Genomic DNA, 23,804 nt, shown 5'->3' on the forward strand with positions numbered 1-23,804 from the left:
CCGATATTAGTATATCAGCACGCTTCACTCACGGCTCCCTGTGTCGATCATGCCCCTGACCCTCCATCTGCTGCCCCTCGCCGCCACCGTCGCCCTGCTCGTGTCGCGGCGTGTCAGCATGCTGACCGCCGGGACCGCGGGCATGGCGCTGGCCGCCGGGGTGCTCATGGCGGCCCTGATGGTGGCGCAGCCGAGCGGCGCCACCGCTCCGGATTGGCTGGCCCAACTGCCCGGCCTGCTCCCCGCCGTGGCGCTGAAGGCCGGCGAGGGAGCGTGGCTGGCGTGGCACGCCATGTCGATCATCGCGGCAGGCCTTCTGTTCCATCGCGCCTTCGAGGCACGCGCCGTCAAGGCCGAGGCGCAGGCCGAGGCGAAGACACCGGCCGAGCGACGCCGCGCCGTCTTCGTCGCCTGCCTGCTCGCCGGTCCCTTCGCCGAATCGGTGACGGGGTTCGGCGTCGGGCTGGTCGTGGCGCTCGCCATGCTGCGCCCGCTGAACCTGCCGCCGGCCCACGCCGCGGCGCTGGGCCTGTTCAGCCAGATGCTCGCCCCCTGGGGCGCGCTGGGCGTCGGCACGCGGGTCGGAGCGGAGCTGATCGGGGTTTCCTTCACCGAGCTGGGCACGGCCAGCGCGGCCCTCATGGTGGTGGTTCTGCCCAGCCTGCTGCTGGTGTTCTGGCGGTTGATCCACGGCGCCGGGCTGACCTCCAGCCTAAGCGACCGGGCCAGGGACGTCGCCCTGATGCTGGCGCTGGCCGGGCTGCTCTGGCTGACCAACCGCTTCGTGGCGCCGGAGCTGGGCGGCGGGCTGGCGACGGCGGTGCTTCTGCTGGCGGTGGAGGCGCGGCGGCTGCCGCGCGACGCCGCCGGCCTGTCGCGGCTGCTCGCCCTGCTGTGGCCCTACGTGGTCCTGGTCGGCGGGCTGATGGCGACCCGGCTGGTGCCGCCGCTGTCGGGCTGGACGGCCGACTGGCTGGTCCTCGACCCCTTCGGCGGGCTGGCCCCGATGCCCCTGCTGCGCCACCCTTCGACGTGGCTGGTCGCCATCGCCCTGGTCCTCCTGGCGGGCCTGCCGCGCGGGCGCGCCCCGGCGGTGGCCGGTCCCGCGCTGCGCGCTGCGCTGGTGCCGATGGCGGCGACTCTGGTCTTCGTGGAGCTGGCCGCCTTCATGGCCGCCTCCGGCGGGGCCACGGCCTTCGGGCAGGCGTGGCAGGCGGTGGCGGGTTCCGCCGCCGTTCTGGCGGTGCCGGTGCTGGGAGCGGCGACGGGGATGCTGACCGGCTCCAACACGGCGTCGAACGCCCTGATGATGCACATCCAGGTCAATCTGGCCTCGGGCAGCGGCCTGCCGCTGATCGCCGCCGCCGCGATCCAGGTGGTGGCGGGCAGCGTCTGCACGCTGCTCACCCCCGGCCGGATCGTTCTGGCCTCCAGCCTCCTCGGGCTGACCAAGGCCGAATCCGCGATCTACCGGCTGGCGTTGCCGATCGGCGTCGCCTCCACGGCGTCCCTGCTCCTCGTCGTCACCGCCTGGGTCTGGCTGGCGTAGGGTTTAGTCTTGAGGCTCCGGCTCCGGCGCGCGGTCGGGGAACAGCTCCTCGACCCGCACGCCGGACTCCCGGCAGATGCGGGCCAGCCGGTCGGAGGGCAGGACGTCGGTCACGAAGGTGTGGACCTGTGAGATGTGGCCGATGCGCACCGGGGCGGTGCGCTCCAGCTTGCCGCGGTCGGCGACCAGGATGACGTGGCGGGCGTTCGCCATGATCGCCTGCGACACCCGCACCTCGCGGTAGTCGAAGTCGAGCAGCGCCCCGCTCTCGTCGATGGCCGAGGCGCCGATCACCGCGAAGTCGGCCATGAACTGGTTGAAGAAGTCGATGGCGGCCTCGCCGACGATGCCGCCGTCCGACCGCCGCACCACGCCGCCGGCCACGATCACCTCGATGTGCGGCTCGGGGCGCAGCAGGTTGGCGACGTTGATGTTGTTGGTGATGACCACCAGCCCGCTGCGCCCCTGGAGGGCGCGGGCCACCTCCTCCGTCGTCGTGCCGATGTTGATGAAGAGCGAGGAGCTGTCGGGCACCAGCTCCGCCGCGCGGCGGCCGATGGCGCGCTTCTCGTCTTGGGCGATCAGCCGCCGCGCCTCGTAGCCGAGATTCTCCACCCCCGACCCGGCGACGGCGCCGCCATGGACGCGCTGGAGCAGGCGCCGGTCGCACAGCTCGTTCAGGTCTTTGCGGATGGTCTGCGGCGTGACGGTGAAGCGGGCGGCCAGATCGTCGACCAGCACGCGTCCCTGCGTGCGGGCCAGCGCCAGGATGTCGGCCTGCCGGGGAGTCATGATGTCCATGGCGGCATTCAAGCGGACCGCCGCTTCGCCCGCAAGTTCATTCGAAAGCGACGCGGCGCGCCTGAGCCCGGCGCTCAGAGCCTCCGCCCGTCCGGACCGAAGAGATGCGCAGTTTCGCCCCGCAGGTTCAAGCGCAAGCGCTCGCCCGCCGCCACCGGCCGGTCGCCGTCGAGGCGGACCAGGAGCCGCTGCCCGTCCTCCAGCGCGGCGTGGCAATGGGTCTCGCCGCCCAGCCGCTCCACCGCCAGGATGGTGGCGAGCAGCCCGGCCCCGCCATCCGCCAGCCCGACATGCTCCGGCCGCAAGCCCAATGTCAGGGGCGTGCCCGCCGGGGGGGCTGAACCGTCCACGGCGACGTCCAGCGGCACCCCGCCGGGCAGCCACACCCGCACCGACCCGTCCGTCCGCCCCTCCGAGACCACGTCCAGGAAGTTCATGGCCGGCGAACCGATGAAGCCGGCGACAAAGCGGTTGCGCGGGCGGTGGTACAGTTCCAGCGGCGTACCGGTCTGCTCCACCCGCCCGGCGTTCAGCACGACGATGCGGTCGGCCAGGGTCATCGCCTCCACCTGATCGTGGGTCACGTAGATCATCGTGGCGCGCAGGTCGGCCTTCAGCTTGGCGATCTCCAGGCGCATCTGGACGCGCAGGCCGGCGTCGAGGTTGGACAGCGGCTCGTCGAACAGGAAGACCTGCGGCTCGCGCACGATGGCCCTCCCGATGGCGACGCGCTGGCGCTGCCCGCCGGACAGGTCGCGCGGCTTGCGGTCGAGCAGGTCCTCGATCTGAAGAAGGCGCGCGGCGTCGCGCACCCGCTCCGCGATGGTCCCCTTGTCGGTCCGCGACAGGGTCAGGCCGAATGCCATGTTGTCGTAGGCCGTCATGTGCGGGTAGAGCGCGTAGGACTGGAAGACCATGGCGATGCCGCGCGCCGCCGGCGGCCGGTCGTTCACCCGCTGCCCGCCGATGAACAGGTCGCCGCCGCTCGGCTCCTCCAATCCGGCGATCAGGCGCAGCAGCGTGGACTTGCCGCAGCCGGAGGGCCCGACGAAGGCGACGAACTCGCCGTCCGCGACCTCCAGGTCGACGCCGTGGATGACCTCGATCCGCCCGAAGCTCTTGCGCACCCCGCGCAGCGTGACGCCCGCCATCGCCCTACCCCTTCACAGCGCCGGCGGTCAGGCCGGAGACGATCCGCCGCTGGAACAGCAGCACCAGCCCGATCAGCGGCACCGTCACCACCACCGACGCCGCCATGATCCGGCCCCAGGGCAGCTCGTACTGGCTGGCCCCCGACATCAGCGCGATCGCCACCGGCACGGTGCGCGCGTCGTCGGTCAGGGTGAAGGTCAGGGCGAACAGGAACTCGTTCCAGGCGGCGATGAAGGCGAGAAGCCCGGTCGCCGCCAGCGCCGGCCCCATCAGCGGCAGGAACACCCGCGTCACGATCACGAAGGGACCGGCACCGTCCACCATGGCGGCCTCCTCCAGCTCCTTCGGCAACTCGCGCATGAAGGTGGTCAGCACCCAGACGGTGAAGGGCAGCGTGAAGATCAGGTAGGACAGCACCAGCGAGCCGATCCGGTTGTAGAGGCCGAGCCAGCGCACCAGCTCGAACAGGCCCGACAGCACGGCCACTTGCGGAAACATCGACACGCCCAGCACCACGAACAGCAGCAGCCCCCGCCCGCGGAAGCGCACCCGCCCCAGCGCGTAGGCGGCCAGCACCGCCAGCCCCAGCGACAGCGCGACCACCGAGGCGGCGGCCATCAGCGAATTCAGGATGTTCCGCCCGAAGGGCTGCTCCTTGAAGATCGCCGTGTAGTTCGCCAGCGAGGGCTGCGACGGCCAAGCCTCCACCGTGAACAAGGCGCTGCCCGCCTTCAGCGAGGTGACGATGGCCCAAGCGAAGGGAAACACCGCCCAGACGACGATCCCCAGGACCAGCAGGCCGAAGGCTATGCGGCCGGCCATGCGCTTCAGGTCCATCCCCTCACCTCCCTGCATCGACGCGCACGCGGCCCAGCGTCACCGCCAGCACCGTCGCCACCGCCAGCACCAGGACGAGCAGGGTCGCCGCGGCGGAGCCGTAGCCCAGGTCCTGGAAGTCGATCAGATACTGCCGGGCGTAGACCGACATCGACATGGTCGAGCGGCTGTTGCCGGTCAGCACATACATCAGGTCGAACACGCGCAGCGCGTCCAGCGTGCGGAACAGCACCGCCACCATCAGCGCCGGACGGATCAGCGGCAGGGTGATGCGGACGAACACCTTTACCGGATGCACCCCGTCCACCCGCGCCGCCTCGTAGAGATCGCGCGGCAGCATCTGAAGGGCGGCCAGGATCAGCAGCGCCATGAAGGGCGTGGACTTCCAGACATCGACCGCGATCACCACCGGCAGCGCCAGATCGGGGTCGGCGGTCCAGGCCCTCGGCTCGGCGATCAGCCCCAGCCCCATCAGGATCGCGTTCACCACGCCGTAGAGGTCGTGGAACATCCACCCCCACATCTGGGCCGAAACCACCGTGGGGATCGCCCAGGGGATCAGCACGGCGGCGCGCAGCAGCCCCCGCCCCGGCAGATGCGCGTTCAGGATCAGCGCGATGCCCAGCCCCAAGGCCGTCTCGATCCCCACCGAGACGACGGTGAAGACCAGCGTGTTCCACACCGCCCGCCACCAGACGGGGTCGCGCACCAGCCACAGGTAATTGTCCAGCCCGACTCCCTGGAAGCCGTCCAGCGTGGCGAGCGTCGCGTCGGTGAAGGAGAAGAAGACCGTGCGGAACAAGGGCCAGCCGGCCACCCCCGTCAGCACGACCAGCATCGGCAGCAGGAACAGCCACGCCGCCCGGCGCCTCTGCTGCATCAGACTGGGGGTCTGGGGGTCGCTCACCAGCGCCCTCCCCGGCTGATGCGGACCAGCGCCTCCTTGAGGTCCGGCAGCATCGCATTGGCGTCCTGCCGTCCGGTCAGCACCTCGTGGACGTTGGCGTAGAACTCCGCGGACACCTGATTGTAGCGCATGCCGGTCGCCTGGGCCGGGCGGTTGACCGCGTTGGCGATGGACTCGGCCAGCGCCGCGAAGAAGGGATTGGCGGCCAGCACCTCCGCGTCCTCGTAGAGCGCCGGAATGGTCGGGTTGGACGCGCCGTGGATGGCCCGGCGCCTCTGCTCGGCCTCGCCGGTCAGATGCAACGCCAAGTCCGCGGCCTCGTCCGGATGGGCGGAGAATTTGCTGACCGCCAGCATCTGCCCGCCCAGTGTGGAGGTGTGGCGCCCGTCCGGCCCACCCTTGGGCAGCGGCACCACCGCCACCTTGCCGCCGACCGCGCTGTCCGCCGCGTTAACCAGCGTCCAGGCGTAGGGCCAGTTGCGCATGAAGACGGCATTGCCGGATTGGAAGACGCCACGCGCCTCCTCCTCCATGTAATTGAGGACTCCGGGCGGGCTGATCGAGCCGACCCAGCCGCGGGCCATGGCCAGCGCCTCGGCGGCGCGCGGGTTGTCGATGGTGATGGTGCCGTCCGGGTCCACGATAGTGCCGCCGTTGCGGCTGGCGATCCATTCCAGGGCGTTGACGGTCAGCCCCTCATAGGCGCGGCCCTGCCAGACATAGCCCCACATCCGCTCGCGCCCGGCGGCGCGCTCCTCGCGTTGGATCAGGGCGGCGGTGTCCTGAAGCTCCTCCCAGCTCTGCGGCACCGGGCGCCCGTGGGCCTCCAACAGGTCCTTGCGGGCATAGAGCACTCCGGCGTCGGCGAACCAGGGCATCGCGACCAGCCGGCCCCTGACCGTCGCCGCCTCGACCATCGCCGGAAGATGCCGGCCGACGGTGTCCGCCCCGGCGCGCTCCTTCAGATCAATGAAGTAGTTGCCGAGGATGCCCGGCCAGACCACGTCGATCTGGAACACGTCGATGTCCGGCGATCCGGCGGCGAGAAGCTGCTGATAGAGCGCCAGCTGCTCGCTCGCCCCCTTGGGCGGGGAGACGAAGCGGACTTCGTTGCCGCTGCGCCGCGCCCACTCCTGGGCGCCGTCGCGGCACAGGTCGAAGCTGATGCCAAGACCGCTGCAGGCGAGAGTCACCGTCGCCCCGGCGGCGGGCAGCCCCGGGACGGCCGTCAGCATCCCCGCCAAGAGAAACGCGCGCCGCCGCGCCATGGAGTCCCTTCCATTCCCGGTCGATCCAGGTCCGGAAGGGAAACTGCAATGGCCGCGGTCGAGTTCCCTGACGCTTATGCCCCGGCCCGTCAGGCGGCGGTGGCGGCCTCGCGGCGGCAGTGCAGAAGGCTGAACAGGCCGAAGGGCGGCACGGTCTGCAACTCCTCGACCTTCAGGCGGGAGCCGGACATCAGCGTGTCCAGCGTGAAGTCAGGGCGCCAGCCCAGCTTCTTGGAGAAAGGCGCCATCCAGTTCTCCACCGAGCGGCGGATGCCCGGCCTGTCGGCGGCGAAATGGTTGACGATCAGGATGTCGCCGCCGGGCCGGCAGACGCGCTCCAGCTCGTTCATCGTGCCCTGCGGGTCGGGGACCACCGTCATCACATACATGGCGACCACGAGGTCGAAGCTGCCGTCGGCGAAGGCCAGCTTGCCGGCGTCCATCTCCAGCAGGCCCTCCACATTCTCCAGCCGCTCGCGGTCCACCCGGTCCTGGGCGACGCGCAGCATCTCCGACGACAGGTCGATGCCGACCACGCGGTTGTCCTTGCGGTAGTCGGACAGGGAGATGCCCGTGCCCACGCCCACCTCAAGAACGCGCAAGCCGCCCCGGCGGTTGATCCACTTCACGGCGGCGTGCCGGCCCGACGCCAGCAGATTCCCGAAGACGGGATCGTAGAAACGCGCGTAGCGCCGGTAAGCGGCGCGGATGGAGTCGGCGTCCATTGGGTCTCCCTCACGATTCCTGGCGCAGGATTTTCGGCCGCGACCATAGCGGCCTTTCGCACCACAGGAAAGCCGCAGCGCGCCCCCTTGTTCCACGCGGAGTTCCACGCCGGGGCGTAGGTCCCGTCCGTTTCGGAGCGTCATCACATGTGAAGCACGGCGGTTGACACCACCATCAACATGACTCATGGTGCCCGCGCGATCACCCCAGAGAAGGGATGCCCCCGTGGCCCACGAGATGAGCGGCGAGGAGCTGCGCCGCTACCGCGAACAGCGCGGCATGAACCAGCAGGCACTGGTCGGCTGGCTGAACGAACGGCTGAACCGGCGCTACGACCGTGCCAAGATCTCCCGCTGGGAAACCGGGGCGGAGCGAATTCCGCAGAACGTCGCGGGCGCCCTGAAGACCGCGACGGAGCCGGTGGGCATCCCCGCGGCGGCGGCGGTGCGGGCGGCCCCGGTGGTGTTCTGCGCCGCCAACCAGAAGGGCGGGGTCGCCAAGACCACCACCTGCGTCAACGTCGCGTGGCTGCTCGCCCAGTCGGGGCGGCGCGTGCTTCTGATCGACTGCGACCCGCAGGCCAACGCCACTGTCCATCTGGGCGTCGATCCGCACGAGCGGGAGCTGGCCAAGGCGACCCTGACCCACGCGCTGAAGGCCAGCCGGCCGATGCGGGAGTTCATGACCCCGGTCTGCGACGGCGCCTTCGACCTGCTGCCCTCCTCCATCTCGCTGGCGGCGACCGACCGGGAACTGCTGCGCCAGCCCAACGGCACGCTGATCCTGCGCGCCAAGATCGCCCAACTCGCCGGTCAGTACGACTTCGTGGTGCTGGACTGCCCGCCGCATCTGGGCGAGCTGACCGTCTCGGTGCTGAACGCCGCCGACCAGCTCTTGATTCCAACCCAGACGGAGATGCTGTCGATGATGGGCATCCCGCAGCTCTTCGAGACCATCGCCGGCGTGCGCGAGCTGGTGAATCCACGCCTGCAGATTCTCGGCGTCCTGCCGACCATGTACAGCCCGCGCCGCCTCCAGGACGAGACGGTGATGAGGGAGCTGCGCGAGCTTGCCGCGGCGGAGCAACTCTACCTCTTCTCCCCGGTCAAGCGGGCCGCCGACTATTCCAAGAGCGTGATGGCCGGGCGCCCCGGCCTCGCCTACAACCCGAACTCCGCGGGCGCGGAGAGCTTCCGCGAGATCACGGACGCCCTGCTGGCGCTCGCCGGGGAGGAGATGCGCCATGGTGCGTAAGCTCGACACCTCCAACGCCAGCCTGTTCAAACGGGCGCTCAGCCGCACCGGCAGCGGCGGGGGCAGCAACGCCGCCCTGTTCGGCCTGTCCGGCAAGATGCGCCACCGCGAAATCCCGCTGGATCAGGTGGAGCCCAACCCCGACCAGCCGCGGCGCAACGCCCGCGGGGCCGACATCGCCGCGCTGGCCGCCTCCATCGGCGAGCGCGGGTTGCTGCAGCCGATCAACGTGCGGGAGGTCGCGCCCGACCGCTTCCAGATCGTGGCTGGGGAGCGGCGCTATTGGGCCTACCGCGCGCTGGAGCGGGAGACCATCCCGGCGCTGGTCATCGACACCGACGACGTGCAGGCGCTGGCCCTGATCGAGAACGCCCAGCGCGTCGACCTGCACCCCATCGACCTTGCCCTGACGCTCGCCAAGCTGATCGGCGACAAGGGGCTGACTCAGGAGCAGGCCGCCGTCCTGATCGGCAAGTCGCAGGAGTATGTGGCCCGCCTGCTGGGCATCCTGCGCCTGCCCGCCCGCATCCTGGAGGAGGCTCCGGACCGGCCCGCCGTCTCCGTCTCCCTCCTCATGGAGCTGGCCGAACTGCCCGACGAGGCGATCCAGCTCGCGCTCTGGGCACGGGCCGGCGACGGCCTGACCGTAAAGGACGTGCGCAACGCCAAGCAGGAGCGCAAGGCGGCCCGCCCGGCCGCTCCCTCCGCAGCACCTGTACTGCGTGCGTTGCGCAGCAATGTGGACAAGATCCACAGCCTTCGCGCGTCCGGCCATGCGCTGGCCGAGGACCAGCGGCAGGAGTTGCGCGACCTGCGCGACGCCATCGACGCGCTTCTTCACGAGTGAGTGGCCTCACAAAAATCCCTGAAATAGAAATTTCCCATCACACTTTCGCATCGATAGCGGTCATTGGACAGAACTCGTCTCTTGCGCGATGCTTGGCGATGTTACGTCATCCGTCCCCAGAAGGGTGCAGCCATGTCCGATACCGCCGTCGCCGACCCGACCACCTCCACCATCCAACTGCCGGCCGTCCAGGCGACCGCAGCGCCGTCCGCACTGCCGCCGAGTGGCGCTGCCGTCATCCAGAACGAGCAGGGCAAGGCGAACTCCCTGCTGAACACCATCGCGGACAAGCTGGACCGGCTGGTGACGCTGACGGTGGTAACCGCGATCGCCGACATCGACGTGGTCCAGGACGATCCCAATCAGGTCGGCTTCACCTGCCGTCCAAAGGCCGGCACGACCATCGAGGCGTTCCAGACCCAGGTCAATCTGGTCACCGGCGATATCGAGAACCTGATCAGCCGTGATTTCGCGACCAACACCGCTTACCACAGCCTGACCGAATTCCATCTCGCCCAGGTGACCAAGAGCAGCGACATCGTCAGCACCAACCTGAAGGCGATCCGCGATCTGGCCGTCCAGATCTCCGGCCGCACCGGCTGACCCGCCTCCTGGACGGCGGGACGTCGCCGCACCGCCGCCTCCCCGACGCCCTCCCCCAACCCAGCAAGGTGGCCGATGTCCCAGTTCGTCGATCTGGCGCGCAACCTTCTCGCGCTCGAAATCAACACCGTGCTGAAGACCGGCATCTCGGCGGAGAAGATGCCGCTGGCGGGAGACGCCCTGATCGATCTGGCGCAGGAATATTATGTTTTCCTGTGCGAGCAGTTGGACACCTTCGGCAATCGGGAGACGGCGATCCTCGCCCCCTGGGCCGGCCGGGTATCGGAAACCTTCCATTGGGGGCTGGCGCCCTTCGTCCCGCCGTCCGACGCCGCCCAGCCCGACCGCTACGACCCCTTCTTCTTCAGCCGCGACCTGCCGGGCAACGACCCCGCGCGCGGCACCACGCTGAAGGTCTTCGACGACCTGCGCGAGGTGGCGAGCTGGCTGCGCGAGATGACCGACCGCACCCTCGACGCCGCCCGGCAGCCCGGCGCCACCGCCGACGTGGTGTCCGCCGCCGCGATGATCGACCGGGACGCGCCGCCGATCCTGATGCGCATCCAGCGCAACTCCGACCAGATCAACGACGTGCTGCGGCGGCGCGGGCTGGACACCGTCAGCTATCTGCGCGGCATCGACGAGGAGGTCCGTCGCATGCCGGCGCTGAAGACGGCGGACGTCGTGACCATCCGCAAGGCGTGGGACGTCGGGACCGAACTGGTGGTCATGCAGTCGACGATCCAGATCGACGGCGACGTGGTCACCCGCCTGCTGAAGGGCCGCGACAACGCCGGGAGCAGTGTCATGATCGGCGTCCACAAGGACGCGGTGGACGTCTCCTTCCGTTATTGGAGCTTCCTGATCGACGCGTTGGGGCGGTTCGCCGGGAAAGCCGTGAACACCCTGGTGGGAGACACGGGGTAGCCCGCTGCGCCGACGCTTCCTCAGTGACCTTCCGCATGGCTTCGTCTGGCGGCGCGACGCCCTGGCCGAGATGGTCGGGCGGTTGCGCCGGGGCAAGGCCGGCCTGATTCCCCGGCGCGGGCATGGCATTGCGCTTGCCCTTCAATTCTTCGCCCAGGGCGGGCGGACGATCGGTCTGCGCGTGCCGGTGGCCGCGCCATCACCCGAAAACGGCAGCGCCCTGCGCACCATCCCGGTCCGCGTCTCGATCCAGCCCGATGGCGATGTCCTGGTCGCCCTGCCCCGCGCCGAAGTCGAAAGCGGGCGGTTCGACGCCGCATCCGCGGCGCGCCTGACCGCGCAATTGCGGCGGCTGGTGGGGCGGGTCACCACGACGAACCCGCTGTGGGGAATCGACGCGCTCCAGGCGCTGGGGGAGGCCATCACCGCCATCGCCGGGCTGTGCAGCGGCGCCGTCCTGCTTTGGAACGGGTTCGAACGGATGACCGCCGGCCAATGGGCGCACAGCGGCGCGACGCTCGTGCTGCTGGCCGCGCCGGCCGCTCTGGCGAAGATGCGGCCCTGGCTTCTCGGGGCGGTGGCGCCCAAGCTGTTCCCGCTGGCGCTCAAGGCCGGTGAGCGAATCCTGCGTATTTGAGCCGAATCCAACTGGTCACACCACTTGGTGCGGTGCAGTAAGGCCCTGAAAAGTCATTTCTTATTGACATCCCTGTGAAAAATCGCACCCGCTCGCATCTGCGATGTTGCAGCGCATTGGCCCGGGGCTGGACTTGTTCTATGTTATGCCTGCCGCCGCAGTTGATGGCTCCCCCATAAGGACCATCGGCACGACAGCATCCGTAACAAGAAGCAACCCCTTTGCTTCTGCGGTTCACCAGCGGGCTTGCCTCACCAGGAGCTGGCCGTTTCTATTACTGGAGCGATTGTAATGTCTCAGAAGATCGCGCTCGTCACCGGTGCCATGGGCGGTCTCGGCACCGCCATCTGCCAGGCCCTGGCCAAGGACGGTTGCATCGTGGCGGCGAACTGCCTGCCGAACTTCGAACCGGCCGCCGCCTGGCTGGGCCAGCAGGAAGCCCTCGGCTTCAAGTTCTACGTGGCGGAAGGCGACGTTTCCGACTTCGAAAGCTGCAAGGCGATGGTCGCCAAGATCGAGGCCGACCTGGGTCCGGTGGACATCCTGGTGAACAACGCCGGCATCACCCGCGACAAGTTCTTCGCCAAGATGGACAAGGCCCAGTGGGATGCGGTCATCGCCACCAACCTGAGCAGCCTGTTCAACGTCACCCAGCAGGTGTCGCCGAAGATGGCCGAGCGCGGCTGGGGCCGCATCATCAACATCTCCTCGGTGAACGGCGTGAAGGGCCAGGCCGGCCAGACCAACTACTCGGCCGCCAAGGCCGGCGTGATCGGCTTCACCAAGGCGCTGGCCGCCGAGCTGGCGACCAAGGGCGTCACCGTCAACGCCATCGCGCCGGGCTACATCGGCACCGATATGGTCATGGCCATCCGTGAGGACATCCGCCAGGCGATCACCGACAGCGTTCCGATGAAGCGCCTGGGCCGTCCGGACGAGATCGGCGGCGCGGTGTCCTACCTCGCCTCGGAGATCGCCGGCTACGTCACCGGCTCGACCCTGAACATCAACGGCGGCCTGAACTACCAGTAAACCACTGGCAGCGCTAGACGCTGGCGGCAAATCGCCCAGCCGGCAAGCACACGGCCCGTTCCCGGCCTGACCGGGGACGGGCCGTGTGCCTTTCGCTCTTCGGAGCATCCCTTCAAAGTAAAACGCCCGGGATCGGGTGGACCGTTCGCGCCGTGCACCTCCCCTTTGCGTCATGGCTTCGGTAACGGCCGGTCATCTGAACAGTATACTCCCGCAGATTTCCTGTTGAATCCGTTCGGGCCTCTGTATCCGCGCCCACCAGCGAGTATGCTCCCCAGCAGCACGCAAGTTGCGTCCTGAGGCCGCACCACGCCCGTCTTCCGGAATCAACAGACGTCGAGCACCCGCACGTGGGGATTTCCCATGCGGGAAGGGAGGAATCGTGCCTGAATCGCCGATCAAGCAAACTCTGCCGGGAGACGGGACTGCCCGTCACAGGTCCGGGGCCGATTACGTCTACGGGATCGACATGGTCCGCTTCGCCGCGGCTTTGCTGGTCACCGGCTTTCACCTGACTTGGCGCGACCCGGCGGTCGCCGACGTGATGTGGTCGGGCTGGGCCGGGGTGCAGGTCTTCTTCGTGGTGTCGGGCTTCGTCATCGCCAATTCGGCCAACAACGCCAGCCCGATCGCCTTCATCCGGTCGCGCCTGCTGCGCCTCTATCCGGCGGCCTGGGTCTGCTCCATCCTGTGCCTCGTCGCCCTTGTGCTGATGCCCGGTCCCGACCCGGATCTGGTGCGGCGCTTCATCGCCTCCTTCACGCTGGCGCCCGCCGGCCCCTACATCGCCTCGGCCTACTGGACGCTGCCGGTGGAGATCGCCTTCTACACCGCGGTCTTCCTGCTGCTGTTCAGCGGGAATTTCCACCGGCTGCCCCAGTTCGCCCTGGCGCTGACCGCCGCCAGTTCGGCCTATCTCGGCGTCTACAGCCTGCACGTCTTCGGCGTCGTCAGCCTGCCGTTCCTGGAATTCGAATACGGCATGCTGAACATGACGCTGCTGCGCCACGGCGTGTTCTTCGCGCTGGGGATTTTCCTGTGGCTGTGGTCCTGCGGCAAGCTGACCCGGACCGGCATGGCCGGCGCCCTGCTGGCCCTGATCGCCGCGCCGCTGGAGATCACCGCCCGGTCGGTGGAGTTCGTGGATCGCTCGCCCGTCCCGCTGAACCTCGCCGATCTGTGGATGAACCCGTTGCTGATCTGGGGCGCGTCGCTTCTCGCCATCGTCGCCTCGGTGCGCTGGCGGACGGAGATCGCCGCACTGCCGCAATCCCTGCTGTCCCTGCTGCGTCTCATCGGGCTCGCCACCTATCCGCTCTACCTGCTGCACGAGGTGGTGGGCGGTTCGGCCAAGGCGTTGGCGATGCAGGCTGGGGCTTCCTCGATGGCCGGTGCGGTGACGGGCGGCGCGCTGTCCATCGCCGTGGCCCTGCTGGTCGCCGCGGTCCTGGAACCGGCGGTGCGCGACCGGCTGCGCCGTCTGCTCGACATCCCGCAGGCCGCCTTCTCGGCCCGCCCCGCCTTCAGCACCTTCTACCGCTCCGGCGGAACCGTGTGACCAAACGTCCAACCGTTGCCAAACGCTTCCACAAGAAACGATCGCCGTGAATTCCAGGGGAGAAACCTGAATGTACACCGACGCGCTTGGTGGCGATGTCCTGTGCCCCGCGTCCTCCATCGAGATCGACCGGGTCGACCGCAGCGGCTGGTACGCCATTCTCGATGGCTTCGACGACGCCAACATCTTCCAGACCTGGGATTATGGCCGCATCGCCCACGCCGGGCGGGAGTTGAGCCACCTTGTCGTGCGGCGCGACGGGCGCCCGGTGGCCGCGGTGCAGGTGCTGCTGCGCCGCGTCCCGGGCATCGGCGGTCTGGCCCTGGTCATGTGGGGGCCGATGTGGCACCCGCGCGGCCAGGGACCGGACCACGCCGCCCTGATGACCGCGCTGCACGCGCTGAAGGCGGAATACACCGACCGGCGCGGTCTGCTGCTGCGCCTGCTGCCCCATGTCTCCCAGGCGGACGGGGAGACGGTGACGGCAGCCCTGGCCTCGCTGGGAATGCAGTTCCGGGAGGAGAAAGCCCCCTACCGCACCTTCATCACCGACCTGACGCCGGACGAGCCGGGTCTGCGCTCCAATGTGTCCCACCACTGGCGCCGCGGGTTGAACAAGGCCGAGCGGATGGGGATCGAGGTCGTCGAAGGCTCCCACACCGAACTGCTGGAAACCATCGACGACATCTTCGTCGAGACGCAGCGACGCAAGGGCTTCAAGGCCTACGACAGCCGCACCTTCACCCGCATCAACGAGGCGCTGCCGCCGCGCCAAAAGATGCGCGCCTTCCTCGCCATGCATGAGGGGCGGCCGGTGGCCGGGGTGGTTGTGTCGCTGTTCGGCACCACCGGGCAGATGCAGAACTCCGCCACGCTGGAGGCCGGGCTGCGGGTCAACGCCGCCTATCTGCTGCAATGGCGGGCGATGCTGTGGATCAAGGCGAACGGCGGGCTGCGCTACGACCTGCACGGGGTGAACGCCCAGACCAACCCCGGCGTCTATCAGTTCAAGCGCGGTCTCGCCGGCAAGCATCCGGTCGAGACGCTTCACATCGGCACCTTCGAGACGCCCGGCCCGCTGCCCAGCCGCCTGCTGGTCCAGGGCGGCGAATCGATGCGCGCCCAGGCCGACCGCTGGAAGACCCAGGCCGGCGCGATGGCGAGCCGGTTGCGCAACTGGAAACCGCGCCAAGCCGAACCCGCCCCGGCGGAGGAGATGGACGCCTCCGACGCCGCCGTTCTGGCGAAGGCCCCGACCGGCCCCGCCTGAGATTTGCCCGGCGTGAGGTTGGCCGGAAGACCGTGTTATGATCGGCCTGGAACGGAGGCCGACCCATGACCAGCACTCCCCTGATGATGCAGGAAGCCGCAGCCGCCCCGGCGGCGGTGCGGCGCCTGCTGGACTCCGATGCCGAAGCGGTGGCGGCCCTCGCCGCCCGGCTGCGGTCCGTGCCGCCGCCCTTCGCGATGACCATCGCGCGGGGCAGCAGCGATCACGCCGCCGGTTACGCCCGCTACTTGTTCGAGACGGCGCTGGGTCTGGTCACCGCCTCGGCGGCGCCGTCGGTCGTCACGGCCTACGGCGCCGATCTGCGGGTGAAGGACGCCTTCGTCCTGGCCATCTCCCAGTCGGGACAGAGCCCCGACCTGCTGCGCGTCGCGGACGCGGCGCGGGCCGGCGGCGCGCTGACGGCGGCGCTGGTCAACGCGGAGGCTTCACCGCTGGCGGAGCGGGTCGCCCATCCCCTGCCCCTGCACGCCGGGCCGGAACTGAGCGTCGCCGCGACCAAGAGCTTCGTCGCCAGCCTCGCCGCCGTCGCCCGGTTGACCGCCGTCTGGACGGATGACCGCGCGCTTCTCGACGCCCTTCCACGGCTGCCCCAAGGGCTGGAGCGGGCCGGCGCTGCGGACTGGTCGGCGGCGCTGCCGGTGCTGGAATCCGTGTCCAGTCTGCTGATCGTCGCGCGGGGGCGCAGCTATCCCATCGCGCAGGAAATGGCGCTGAAGTTCAAGGAGACCGCCGCCGCCCATGCCGAACCCTTCAGTGCGGCGGAGGTGATGCACGGCCCCATGGCGCTGGTCGAGCCTAGCTTCCCCGTGCTGGTCGTGGCGGTGCGGGATGAGACGCAGGACGGCGTGCTGGACACCGCCCGTGCGCTGAAGCGGGCCGGCGCTCATCTGCTGGTCGCCTCCGCCGTGGAGCGGGCGCTCGCCCTGGCCGACACGCCTTTGCCCCTGCCACCCCCGCTGCACCCGGTGCTGGACCCCATCACGGCGATTCAGGCCTTCTACCCCTTCATGGCCCGGCTCGCGGTGGCGCGCGGCTTCGACCCCGACCGGCCCCGCCATCTGCGCAAGATCACCCGGACGGTTTAGGAATTACCTCGAATTCGCGGTGATCTTTTTGGCGCCATCGCCACCGCCCGTTGACGCGTCCCGACCGGCTCGCGCTAGGCTTGCCGAAACCACGGCTTGGCAGCGAAACGGGACAACAGCATGACCATCGGCATCGGTGCGGACGACCTTCTGCGGTTCGAAAGTCTCGGCGACAATTGCGAATTCGGCTTCGTCCTGCGCCGGTTGTCCTGCGAGGCGGGCAGCCTGTTCCGCTGGGCCTCGATGAAGCCCGACCAGCTTCTGACCAAGCTGCGCGCCAATTTCGAGGGCATGTACCGCTTCGAGAATTTGTCGCCGCTGCGCACCGGCATGGTGCTGGATTCCGCCTACGGCATCGGCTGGCACAGCGACATGAAGTCCGACATGACCGGCGGGCGCTTGGCCTTCCGCGACGACGAGGCGACACGGCGCGCCCTGCACCGCCGGGAGACGCGCAAGATCCAGTATCTCCAGGCCAAGTTCACCGCGCGGGCGGTGATGGGCGGGGTGATCTTCGTCGTGAAGTCCAACCCCGGCATCGCCCCCGCCACCATCGACGGGCTGTACGAGGCGCTGGCCGCCCTGGCGGGCCATGACGACTTCGCCCTGCTGGAGGTCCAGGCGACGGACGATCCCGCCCGCATCGGCCGCGTGGACTGGCAGCGGCCCGGCCTGATGCGCGGCTATGTCAGCGGCTTCGCGCCTTATCATCGGGCGGACGACATCGACGCCGCGGCGTGGTTCGCCATCGTCCAGGGCGCGCTGCGCCTGTTCCCCTGCCACGATTGGACGCAGCGCCACGGCGCCCTGCGCATCGGCACGCCGGACGCGCTGGTGCAACTCCGCTTCCCCTTCGGCGCCGACCAGGACATGAGCAAGCCCCTCACGGGCGACCTGCGCGCCGGAACCGCCCGCCTGCTGAACGGAAACAGCTGGTGCCGCCCTTATGAGGGCCTGTTCCGCCTGCACGGCCCCGATCCGGAGCGGCCCGGCACCACGCTGCGCTGGACAGGGGTGCACGCGCCCGGCCCCTTCCATCTCGGCGCCACCCTGCGCTGCCCCCTGCGCGACTCCGTCCCGCTCCACGTCGTGGTTTCCATCGCCACGGAGGACGGCGCGACGCTGGCCGAGGAGCGGTTCGAGGTGCATCCCGGCCGGGCCACCGACCTCGTGCTGGACGCCCCCGCCGCGAAGGGAGCGCTGACCGTCTCGCTGACCGTGAACGCCGTACGCCCGCTGGCCGAGGGGGAGCGCGCCGTGCTGGACCTCTCGCCGCCCGCTCTGCATCCGGAGCAGGTGCCGGCCGTCGCCCTTCCGGCGAAGGCGGCGTGAGTCGGATCATCAAAGCGGGATGGGCCGGGGTCGCCACACTGCTGGCGTTCCTGGCCATCCCGGCGCACGGCGAAACGCCTATCGGACCGCGCACGCAGCCGCCCTACCCGGACTGGCTGGTCAAGCGCATGGAGACGCTGCGGCGGCAGGACCCGAAGGCGATGCTGCTGGGGGATTCCCTGATCGCCGGCTGGCCGCCCGACCTTGCCCGCCGGCTGTTCGACGCGGAGCCAATGAATTTCGGGGCCGGGGGCGACAACACGGGAAACCTGCTGTGGCGGGTGCGCCAATCCTTCAGACCGGGCATGGGGCTCAGGTCTGCGCTGGTCCTGATCGGGACGAACGACCTGCCGAACCGCTCCGCCGCGGAGATCGCCGGCACCATCGAGGCCATCACCACAGACGTGAAGCGGTCCGCGCCCGGCGCCTGCGTCACGCTGCTCACCCTGCTGCCGCGGCGCGACGGCAACGCCGCTTTTGCCGAGCGCATGATGGACGTGAACCGACGACTGACCGCCCTCGCCGGTCCCGGCCTGCGCGTGATCGACGCCAACACCCCGATGCGCGACGCCTGCCCGGCGGAGGGCGCCTGTCCGCTCTACAAGGACCCGGTGCATCTGACCCGCGCGGGCTACGAGCGTCTGACCGCCATCGTCGGCAAGGCTGGTTGTTAGGGGGGCAGCTGCCAGAAAGATGTCGAAGGCGACGGGGCTTCGGGATATCTAGGGGCCATGACCAGCGACACCGCCGCCGCCGACCGTACCGGCACCGATTTCGAGATCTTCATCGTCACCGCGCCGGGCCTGGAATCCGTGCTCTGCGCGGAGGTGAAGGCCAAGGGCTTCCGCGACGCCACCGCCATCAAGGGCGGCGTCACCGTCCGCGGCGGCTGGCCGGAGGTCTGGCGGGCGAACCTGGAACTCCGTGGGGCGACCCGCGTGCTGGCCCGCGTCGCCTCCTTCCGCGCCTTCCACCTCGCCCAGCTCGACAAGCGGGCGCGCCGGGTGCCCTGGGCGGAGTTCCTGCGCCCCGACGTGCCGGTCCGCGTCGAGGCGTCCTGCAAGGGCTCGCGCATCTACCACGCCGGGGCGACCGCCCAGCGGATCGAGCGCGCCATCACCGAGGAGCTGGGCGTCCCCATCTCCGCCGAGGCCGAGGTGTCCATCAAGGCCCGCATCGACGACGACCTCTGCACCATCAGCGTCGACGCCTCGGGCGAATCCCTGCACAAGCGCGGCCACAAGGAGGAAATCCACAAGGCCCCGCTGCGCGAGACGCTGGCCGCCCTGTTCCTGCGCCATTGCGGCTTCGACGGCAGCGAGCCGGTGGTCGATCCGATGTGCGGGTCCGGCACCTTCGTCATCGAGGCGGCGGAGATCGCCGCCGGCCTGCACCCCGGACGCAGCCGCCGCTTCGCCTTCGAACAGCTCGCCTCCTTCGACGACGCGGCGTGGCAGGCGATGCGCACCGCGGGCGGCACTGGCGCCACGCCCGCCGTCCGCTTCTACGGCAGCGACCGCGACGGAGGGGCCATCGCCATGAGCCGCGCCAACGCCGAGCGCGCGGGCGTCGCCGCTTTGACGGACTTTCAGAAACATGCGGTCAGCGACCTGATGCCGCCGGAAGGGCCGCCGGGCCTCGTCATCGTCAACCCGCCCTACGGCGCGCGGATCGGCGAGAAGAAGCCGCTGTTCGCCCTCTACGGCGCGCTGGGGCAGACGTTGCTGTCGCGCTTTTCCGGCTGGCGGGTCGGCCTCGTCACCAACGAGGCGTCGCTGGCCCAGGCGACGGGCTTGCCCTTCCAGCCGTCCGGCCCGTCGGTGTCGCACGGCGGCCTGCGCGTGACGCTGCACAGCACCGCCGCCCTTCCCTGACCCTGCTCCAGACCCATTTGTAGACCCATGTCCAACCGCACCGCCCCCCGCCTGCACGCCTCGGCCTGCCCGCACGATTGCCCGTCCACCTGCGCGCTGGAGGTCGAGGTGCTGGACGAGCGCCGCATCGGGCGCATCCGCGGCGCCGCCGACAACAGCTACACCGCCGGTGTGATCTGCGCGAAGGTCGCCCGCTACGCCGAGCGGGTGCACCATCCCGACCGGCTGACCCGGCCGCTGCGCCGCTCCGGCCCCAAGGGCTCCGGCCAGTTCGAGCCGATCTCCTGGGACGAGGCGCTGGACATCGTCGCCGACCGCTTCCTGGCGGCCGAGCGCCGGCACGGGCCGGAGACGGTGTGGCCCTACTATTACGCGGGCACCATGGGTCTGGTGCAGCGCGACGGCATCAACCGGCTGCGCCACGCCCGGCGCTGGTCAGGCTTCTTCGCCACCATCTGCACCAACCCGGCCTGGGCCGGCTGGCTGGCCGGTGCCGGCAAGCTGGCCGGGGCCGACCCGCGCGAGATGGCGACGTCCGACCTCGTGGTGATCTGGGGCACCAACGCCGTCTCCACCCAGGTCAACGTCATGACCCACGCCGTCCGCGCCCGCAAGGAGCGCGGGGCGAAGATCGCCGTGGTCGACGTCTACCGCACCCCGACCATGGAGCAGGCGGACATCCCCCTGCTGATCCGTCCGGGCACCGACGGGGCGCTGGCCTGCGCGGTGATGCATGTGCTGTTCCGCGACGGGCTGGCCGACCGCGCCTATCTCGCCAGCCACGCCGACGACCCCGCCGGGCTGGAGGCGCATCTCGCCACCCGGACGCCGGAATGGGCGGAGGCCATCACCGGCCTGCCGGCGGCGGAGATCGAGGCCTTCGCCCGGCTGGTCGGGCAGACACCGCGCAGCTATTTCCGGCTGGGCTACGGCTTCACCCGCTCGCGCAACGGGGCGGTGAACATGCACGCCGCCTCCTGCATCCCGGTGGTCAGCGGTGCCTGGAAGGTCGAGGGCGGCGGGGCCTTTCATTCCAACAGCGGCATCTACGGCTGGAACAAGACGCTGATCGAGGGGCTGGACCTGCGCGACCCGACCGTGCGCATGCTCGACCAGTCGCGCATCGGTCCGATCCTGGAGGGCGATCCGGAGGCGCTGACCGGCGGCCCGCCGGTGACGGCGCTGCTGATCCAGAACACCAACCCGGTGACCATCGCCCCCGATCAGGCCCGCGTGCGGCGCGGCTTCGCCCGCGACGACCTGTTCGTCTGCGTGCACGAGCAGTTCATGACCGAGACGGCGCGCATGGCCGACATCGTGCTGCCCGCCACCATGTTCCTGGAACACGACGACCTCTATCAGGCGGGCGGCAACCAGCACATCCTGCTCGGGCCCAAGCTGGTCGACCCGCCCGGCGACTGCCGGCCCAACCACGCCGTCATCGGCGATCTGGCGCGGCGGCTGGGCAGCGACTCCCACCCCGGCTTCGCCATGACCGAACGGGAACTGATCGACGCCACGTTGCAGGCGTCCGGCCACGGCACGCTGGAGGCGCTGGAATCCCAGCGCTTCCTCGACGTGCAGCCGGACTTCGAGACGGCGCATTTCGTGAAGGGCTTCCGCTGGCCGGACGGCAAGTTCCGCCTGAAGCCGGACTGGCCGACGGTGCCCTACGCCGCGCCGTCCACCTTCGGCCCGGTCGATTCCATGCCGACCTTCCCCGACCATTGGGCGGTGACGGAGGAGGCGGACGACGAGCATCCCTTCCGGCTGGTCACCGCGCCGGCCCGCAACTTCCTGAACAGCAGCTTCACCGAAACCCCAACCTCCGCGGGGCGGGAACGCCGCCCGAGCCTGATGCTCCACCCCGACGACGCGGCGGCGCTGGGCATCGCGGAGGGCGACCGGGTGGAGACCACGAATGGACGCGGCGCGGTGTTCCTGCACGCCCGGCTGTTCGACGGGGTGCGGCGGGGCGTGGTGATCGCCGAATCCATCTGGCCCAACGCCGCGCACGAGGGCGGGCGCGGCATCAACAGCCTGACCGGCGCCGATCCGGTGGCGCCCTTCGGCGGCGCCGCCTTCCACGACAACCATGTGCGGGTGCGCAAGGCCGACGTCGCCGCTTGAGCAAGCCCTCCAGGAAAGGCCGGTGCACGGACGGACAACGGCACTCCTAGCGCGTCAGAGCCTCGCGCCAGGACTGGCCCGGCCCGGTGACCGGCGGCAGAGCCGGCAGGGGGCAAGGGCGACCTTCCGGCAGCCCCAGAAGGTTCAGCGACACCACGCCGGGAAAGGCATCGTATCGATTGCCCGCGTGGTTGGCCGGGTTGTAGATCGGCACGATGTGCCACCACAACCGGTAGCCGAGATCCTGGAGCATGGCGATCAGATCGGCGGATTGCTCTTCCCGGTCGTTCTCCAGATAGAGCGCGGGTCGGCAGCGGGCGATGCTGCGGACCGCCCCCTCGATCACCATCGCCTCCATGCCCTCCACATCGGCCTTCAGCAGGGCCAGCCGCTCCAGGCCAAGACCGTCGATCGTCTCGACCGGCACCACCTCGCCGTCGAGGGCCCCCATGCTGACGGCGCCGAAGTTGCCGGGCCGCCCATAATCGGGAATCGGGACGGTGACATGTCCGGGTGCGTTGCCGACCGCCGCCCGGTGCAGGACGACGTTGCCGAGCCCATTGGCGGCGAGGTTGTGGGCCAGCAGATCGTGCACCGCGCGTTGCGGTTCGAAGGCGTGGACGAGCCCGGTGGGGCCGACCGTCCGAGCCAGCGGAACGGTGTGGGCACCGACGTTCGATCCCGCCTCCACCACCACGTCGCCGGCAGCCACCAGCATCGCGGCGAGACGATGCTCCTCGTCCGAATACTCACCGTAGTGCCCGAGGGAGAACCCGACATAGGCGTCCTGTGGAAAGAAACGCATCAGCCCGTGCCGGCAGGGCCGTTCGGCCAGAGTGGGACGGCCCGGTTCGGCCGGCAGAAAGGCGACCGCGGGAGGGTAGTCCGGTTGCCGCGTTGCCGCGGCGACGCCGTTCGCCCGCAATTGCAAAGGCGCCTTGGCGGACGGCGGAGCGAACGGCGGAGCCTCCTGAATGGCCGGCGCCCGCTTGAGAACCAGAGCTTGGGCGGACCACAGGGCGGCCTCCGCCGGGTCGCGTGGCGCCAGCATGAGGGCCAGAGCCTCGCGCACGGCGATGTGGCCGGCATCGAGGCGGGCGGCGCGGCGCAGCGCGGTCAGCGCCTCCTCCATCCGGCCACTCCTGGCCAGGGCCATGCCCAGATTGTGCAGGGTGAACCCGCCCGCCGGGTCGAGGCTCAACGCCCGATGGTACATATCGACCGCCGCTTCGAAGCGGTTGGATTCCAGCAACGCGGTGGCAAGCTGGAAGCGCATCTCGGCATCCTCCGGCAGCAACGCCGCCGCGCGCCGGAAGTCCACCAGGGCCGCGGTGTACCGGGACCGCCGCAGGGACTCCTGTCCCCGCTGCTGGTGAAGCAGGGCGAGCCGGCCGCTCATGTCGTCCCGCTCGGGGGCCAGGATGCAGGCGTGTTCCAACGCCGCGATGGCGGCGTCCATGCCGCCGGAATGATGCTCCGCCAGTGCCAGGAAATACCAGCCCTCGGCGGAATCGGGGGCCAGCGCCAGGAGGACGGGGCGCAAGGCCGACGCGACGGCGCCCCACCGCCCCGCGGCGATCAGCGCCTTGGCATGGTCGACGCGGTAGGCGGCCATGCCGGGAGCCTCCCGGACCGCAAGGCCCAGCCGGTCGAGCGCGGTGTCGAGGCGGTTTGTCTGGCAGGCCAGCATCCCAGCCAGATGCAAGGCGGGCGCGTTCAGAGGGTCCACGTCAAGGATACGGCTGTAAATGGCCTCGGCTTCCGCCAGACGACCGGACACGTGATGGTCAATCGCGATGTCGAGCGCTTCTTCAATGGTCGCCATCATGGGTCCTTCGCCTGACCGGAAGCGGCGTAGTGCCGCCGAGCGAAACCGGTTGCGCGCGGTGATAGCACAACACGCGACGATTTGCATGGCGCCGTACGTCCCGGAGCCCCGGCGACGGCCCCGCCGCCGTGCCGATTGCCAAGACGGAAACACCGTGCCACGGTGC

The 23,804-nt window shown here is 69.8% G+C and carries 21 protein-coding genes; 14 read left to right on the forward strand and 7 right to left on the reverse strand.

Features of this window, described 5'->3' with window-relative positions:
- Nucleotides 1-49: 49 nt before the first annotated feature.
- Entirely contained in the window at nt 50-1,549 is a 1,500-nt protein-coding gene (locus tag AC1DVI_RS15555; RefSeq protein ID WP_476958717.1) for an L-lactate permease, read from the forward strand.
- A 3-nt stretch (nt 1,550-1,552) separates the two neighbouring features.
- Here the strand turns inward: AC1DVI_RS15555 and AC1DVI_RS15560 are convergent, their stop codons facing one another.
- The 6 genes from AC1DVI_RS15560 to AC1DVI_RS15585 all read right to left on the reverse strand — a co-directional run bounded on the left by AC1DVI_RS15560 (nt 1,553) and on the right by AC1DVI_RS15585 (nt 7,239).
- Entirely contained in the window at nt 1,553-2,350 is a 798-nt protein-coding gene (locus tag AC1DVI_RS15560) for a DeoR/GlpR family DNA-binding transcription regulator (protein ID WP_476958718.1), read from the reverse strand.
- A gap of 74 nt (nt 2,351-2,424) precedes the next feature.
- Entirely contained in the window at nt 2,425-3,501 is a 1,077-nt protein-coding gene (locus AC1DVI_RS15565) for an ABC transporter ATP-binding protein (RefSeq protein ID WP_476958719.1), read from the reverse strand.
- A 4-nt stretch (nt 3,502-3,505) separates the two neighbouring features.
- Nucleotides 3,506-4,339, reverse strand: a complete 834-nt coding sequence (locus tag AC1DVI_RS15570) for a carbohydrate ABC transporter permease (protein WP_476958720.1) — start codon at nt 4,337-4,339, stop codon at nt 3,506-3,508.
- A 4-nt stretch (nt 4,340-4,343) separates the two neighbouring features.
- Complete coding sequence (locus AC1DVI_RS15575; RefSeq protein ID WP_476958721.1) at nt 4,344-5,246, reverse strand: carbohydrate ABC transporter permease; 903 nt, start codon at nt 5,244-5,246, stop codon at nt 4,344-4,346.
- Nucleotides 5,243-6,481, reverse strand: coding sequence for an ABC transporter substrate-binding protein (locus tag AC1DVI_RS15580; protein ID WP_476958722.1), 1,239 nt, complete (start codon nt 6,479-6,481; stop codon nt 5,243-5,245). Before AC1DVI_RS15580 ends, AC1DVI_RS15575 begins: the two co-directional genes overlap by 4 nt.
- A gap of 122 nt (nt 6,482-6,603) precedes the next feature.
- On the reverse strand, nt 6,604-7,239 hold the full coding sequence (locus AC1DVI_RS15585) for a class I SAM-dependent methyltransferase (protein WP_476958723.1): 636 nt from the start codon (nt 7,237-7,239) through the stop codon (nt 6,604-6,606).
- A 226-nt stretch (nt 7,240-7,465) separates the two neighbouring features.
- Here AC1DVI_RS15585 and AC1DVI_RS15590 point away from each other — a divergent pair, with 226 nt between their 5' ends.
- From AC1DVI_RS15590 to AC1DVI_RS15650, 13 genes are all read left to right on the forward strand, one after another.
- Nucleotides 7,466-8,494, forward strand: coding sequence for an AAA family ATPase (locus tag AC1DVI_RS15590; RefSeq protein WP_476958724.1), 1,029 nt, complete (start codon nt 7,466-7,468; stop codon nt 8,492-8,494).
- Complete coding sequence (locus AC1DVI_RS15595; RefSeq protein ID WP_476958725.1) at nt 8,484-9,341, forward strand: ParB/RepB/Spo0J family partition protein; 858 nt, start codon at nt 8,484-8,486, stop codon at nt 9,339-9,341. Before AC1DVI_RS15590 ends, AC1DVI_RS15595 begins: the two co-directional genes overlap by 11 nt.
- A 132-nt stretch (nt 9,342-9,473) precedes the next feature.
- Nucleotides 9,474-9,944, forward strand: a complete 471-nt coding sequence (locus AC1DVI_RS15600) for a hypothetical protein (RefSeq protein ID WP_476958726.1) — start codon at nt 9,474-9,476, stop codon at nt 9,942-9,944.
- A 75-nt stretch (nt 9,945-10,019) separates the two neighbouring features.
- On the forward strand, nt 10,020-10,871 hold the full coding sequence (locus AC1DVI_RS15605; RefSeq protein WP_476958727.1) for a hypothetical protein: 852 nt from the start codon (nt 10,020-10,022) through the stop codon (nt 10,869-10,871).
- A 70-nt stretch (nt 10,872-10,941) separates the two neighbouring features.
- Nucleotides 10,942-11,508: a hypothetical protein gene (locus AC1DVI_RS15610; RefSeq protein ID WP_476958728.1), complete on the forward strand. Its 567-nt coding sequence runs from the start codon at nt 10,942-10,944 to the stop codon at nt 11,506-11,508.
- A gap of 291 nt (nt 11,509-11,799) precedes the next feature.
- On the forward strand, nt 11,800-12,540 hold the full coding sequence (gene phbB / locus AC1DVI_RS15615; RefSeq protein ID WP_035669664.1) for a beta-ketoacyl-ACP reductase: 741 nt from the start codon (nt 11,800-11,802) through the stop codon (nt 12,538-12,540).
- A 382-nt stretch (nt 12,541-12,922) separates the two neighbouring features.
- A complete protein-coding gene (locus AC1DVI_RS15620) occupies nt 12,923-14,098 on the forward strand; it encodes an acyltransferase family protein (RefSeq protein ID WP_476958729.1) in 1,176 nt (391 codons plus the stop codon).
- A 70-nt stretch (nt 14,099-14,168) separates the two neighbouring features.
- On the forward strand, nt 14,169-15,368 hold the full coding sequence (locus AC1DVI_RS15625) for a lipid II:glycine glycyltransferase FemX (RefSeq protein WP_476958730.1): 1,200 nt from the start codon (nt 14,169-14,171) through the stop codon (nt 15,366-15,368).
- A gap of 65 nt (nt 15,369-15,433) precedes the next feature.
- Nucleotides 15,434-16,474, forward strand: coding sequence for an SIS domain-containing protein (locus AC1DVI_RS15630; RefSeq protein WP_476958731.1), 1,041 nt, complete (start codon nt 15,434-15,436; stop codon nt 16,472-16,474).
- Between the two features lie 120 nt (nt 16,475-16,594).
- A complete protein-coding gene (locus tag AC1DVI_RS15635) occupies nt 16,595-17,806 on the forward strand; it encodes a hypothetical protein (protein ID WP_476958732.1) in 1,212 nt (403 codons plus the stop codon).
- Entirely contained in the window at nt 17,803-18,480 is a 678-nt protein-coding gene (locus AC1DVI_RS15640; protein ID WP_476958733.1) for a GDSL-type esterase/lipase family protein, read from the forward strand. Before AC1DVI_RS15635 ends, AC1DVI_RS15640 begins: the two co-directional genes overlap by 4 nt.
- A gap of 57 nt (nt 18,481-18,537) precedes the next feature.
- A complete protein-coding gene (locus AC1DVI_RS15645; RefSeq protein WP_476958734.1) occupies nt 18,538-19,680 on the forward strand; it encodes a THUMP domain-containing class I SAM-dependent RNA methyltransferase in 1,143 nt (380 codons plus the stop codon).
- A gap of 27 nt (nt 19,681-19,707) precedes the next feature.
- Nucleotides 19,708-21,810, forward strand: a complete 2,103-nt coding sequence (locus tag AC1DVI_RS15650) for a molybdopterin-containing oxidoreductase family protein (RefSeq protein WP_476958735.1) — start codon at nt 19,708-19,710, stop codon at nt 21,808-21,810.
- Between the two features lie 46 nt (nt 21,811-21,856).
- Here AC1DVI_RS15650 and AC1DVI_RS15655 read toward each other — a convergent pair whose 3' ends face one another.
- Nucleotides 21,857-23,638, reverse strand: a complete 1,782-nt coding sequence (locus tag AC1DVI_RS15655) for an FkbM family methyltransferase (RefSeq protein WP_476958736.1) — start codon at nt 23,636-23,638, stop codon at nt 21,857-21,859.
- Nucleotides 23,639-23,804 lie beyond the last annotated feature (166 nt).

Source organism: Azospirillum sp. P4_B5 (genome assembly GCF_056402275.1).

Bases quoted from the DNA above. Each gene is read 5' to 3' on its own strand.
- AC1DVI_RS15555 (WP_476958717.1), top strand. From the start codon at position 50: ATGCCCCTGACCCTCCATCTGCTGCCCCTCGCCGCCACCGTCGCCCTG.
- AC1DVI_RS15560 (WP_476958718.1), bottom strand. From the start codon at position 2,350: ATGGACATCATGACTCCCCGGCAGGCCGACATCCTGGCGCTGGCCCGC.
- AC1DVI_RS15565 (WP_476958719.1), bottom strand. From the start codon at position 3,501: ATGGCGGGCGTCACGCTGCGCGGGGTGCGCAAGAGCTTCGGGCGGATC.
- AC1DVI_RS15570 (WP_476958720.1), bottom strand. From the start codon at position 4,339: ATGGACCTGAAGCGCATGGCCGGCCGCATAGCCTTCGGCCTGCTGGTC.
- AC1DVI_RS15580 (WP_476958722.1), bottom strand. From the start codon at position 6,481: ATGCTGACGGCCGTCCCGGGGCTGCCCGCCGCCGGGGCGACGGTGACT.
- AC1DVI_RS15585 (WP_476958723.1), bottom strand. From the start codon at position 7,239: ATGGACGCCGACTCCATCCGCGCCGCTTACCGGCGCTACGCGCGTTTC.
- AC1DVI_RS15595 (WP_476958725.1), top strand. From the start codon at position 8,484: ATGGTGCGTAAGCTCGACACCTCCAACGCCAGCCTGTTCAAACGGGCG.
- AC1DVI_RS15600 (WP_476958726.1), top strand. From the start codon at position 9,474: ATGTCCGATACCGCCGTCGCCGACCCGACCACCTCCACCATCCAACTG.
- AC1DVI_RS15605 (WP_476958727.1), top strand. From the start codon at position 10,020: ATGTCCCAGTTCGTCGATCTGGCGCGCAACCTTCTCGCGCTCGAAATC.
- AC1DVI_RS15610 (WP_476958728.1), top strand. From the start codon at position 10,942: ATGGTCGGGCGGTTGCGCCGGGGCAAGGCCGGCCTGATTCCCCGGCGC.
- phbB (WP_035669664.1), top strand. From the start codon at position 11,800: ATGTCTCAGAAGATCGCGCTCGTCACCGGTGCCATGGGCGGTCTCGGC.
- AC1DVI_RS15625 (WP_476958730.1), top strand. From the start codon at position 14,169: ATGTACACCGACGCGCTTGGTGGCGATGTCCTGTGCCCCGCGTCCTCC.
- AC1DVI_RS15630 (WP_476958731.1), top strand. From the start codon at position 15,434: ATGACCAGCACTCCCCTGATGATGCAGGAAGCCGCAGCCGCCCCGGCG.
- AC1DVI_RS15635 (WP_476958732.1), top strand. From the start codon at position 16,595: ATGACCATCGGCATCGGTGCGGACGACCTTCTGCGGTTCGAAAGTCTC.
- AC1DVI_RS15645 (WP_476958734.1), top strand. From the start codon at position 18,538: ATGACCAGCGACACCGCCGCCGCCGACCGTACCGGCACCGATTTCGAG.
- AC1DVI_RS15650 (WP_476958735.1), top strand. From the start codon at position 19,708: ATGTCCAACCGCACCGCCCCCCGCCTGCACGCCTCGGCCTGCCCGCAC.
- AC1DVI_RS15655 (WP_476958736.1), bottom strand. From the start codon at position 23,638: ATGATGGCGACCATTGAAGAAGCGCTCGACATCGCGATTGACCATCAC.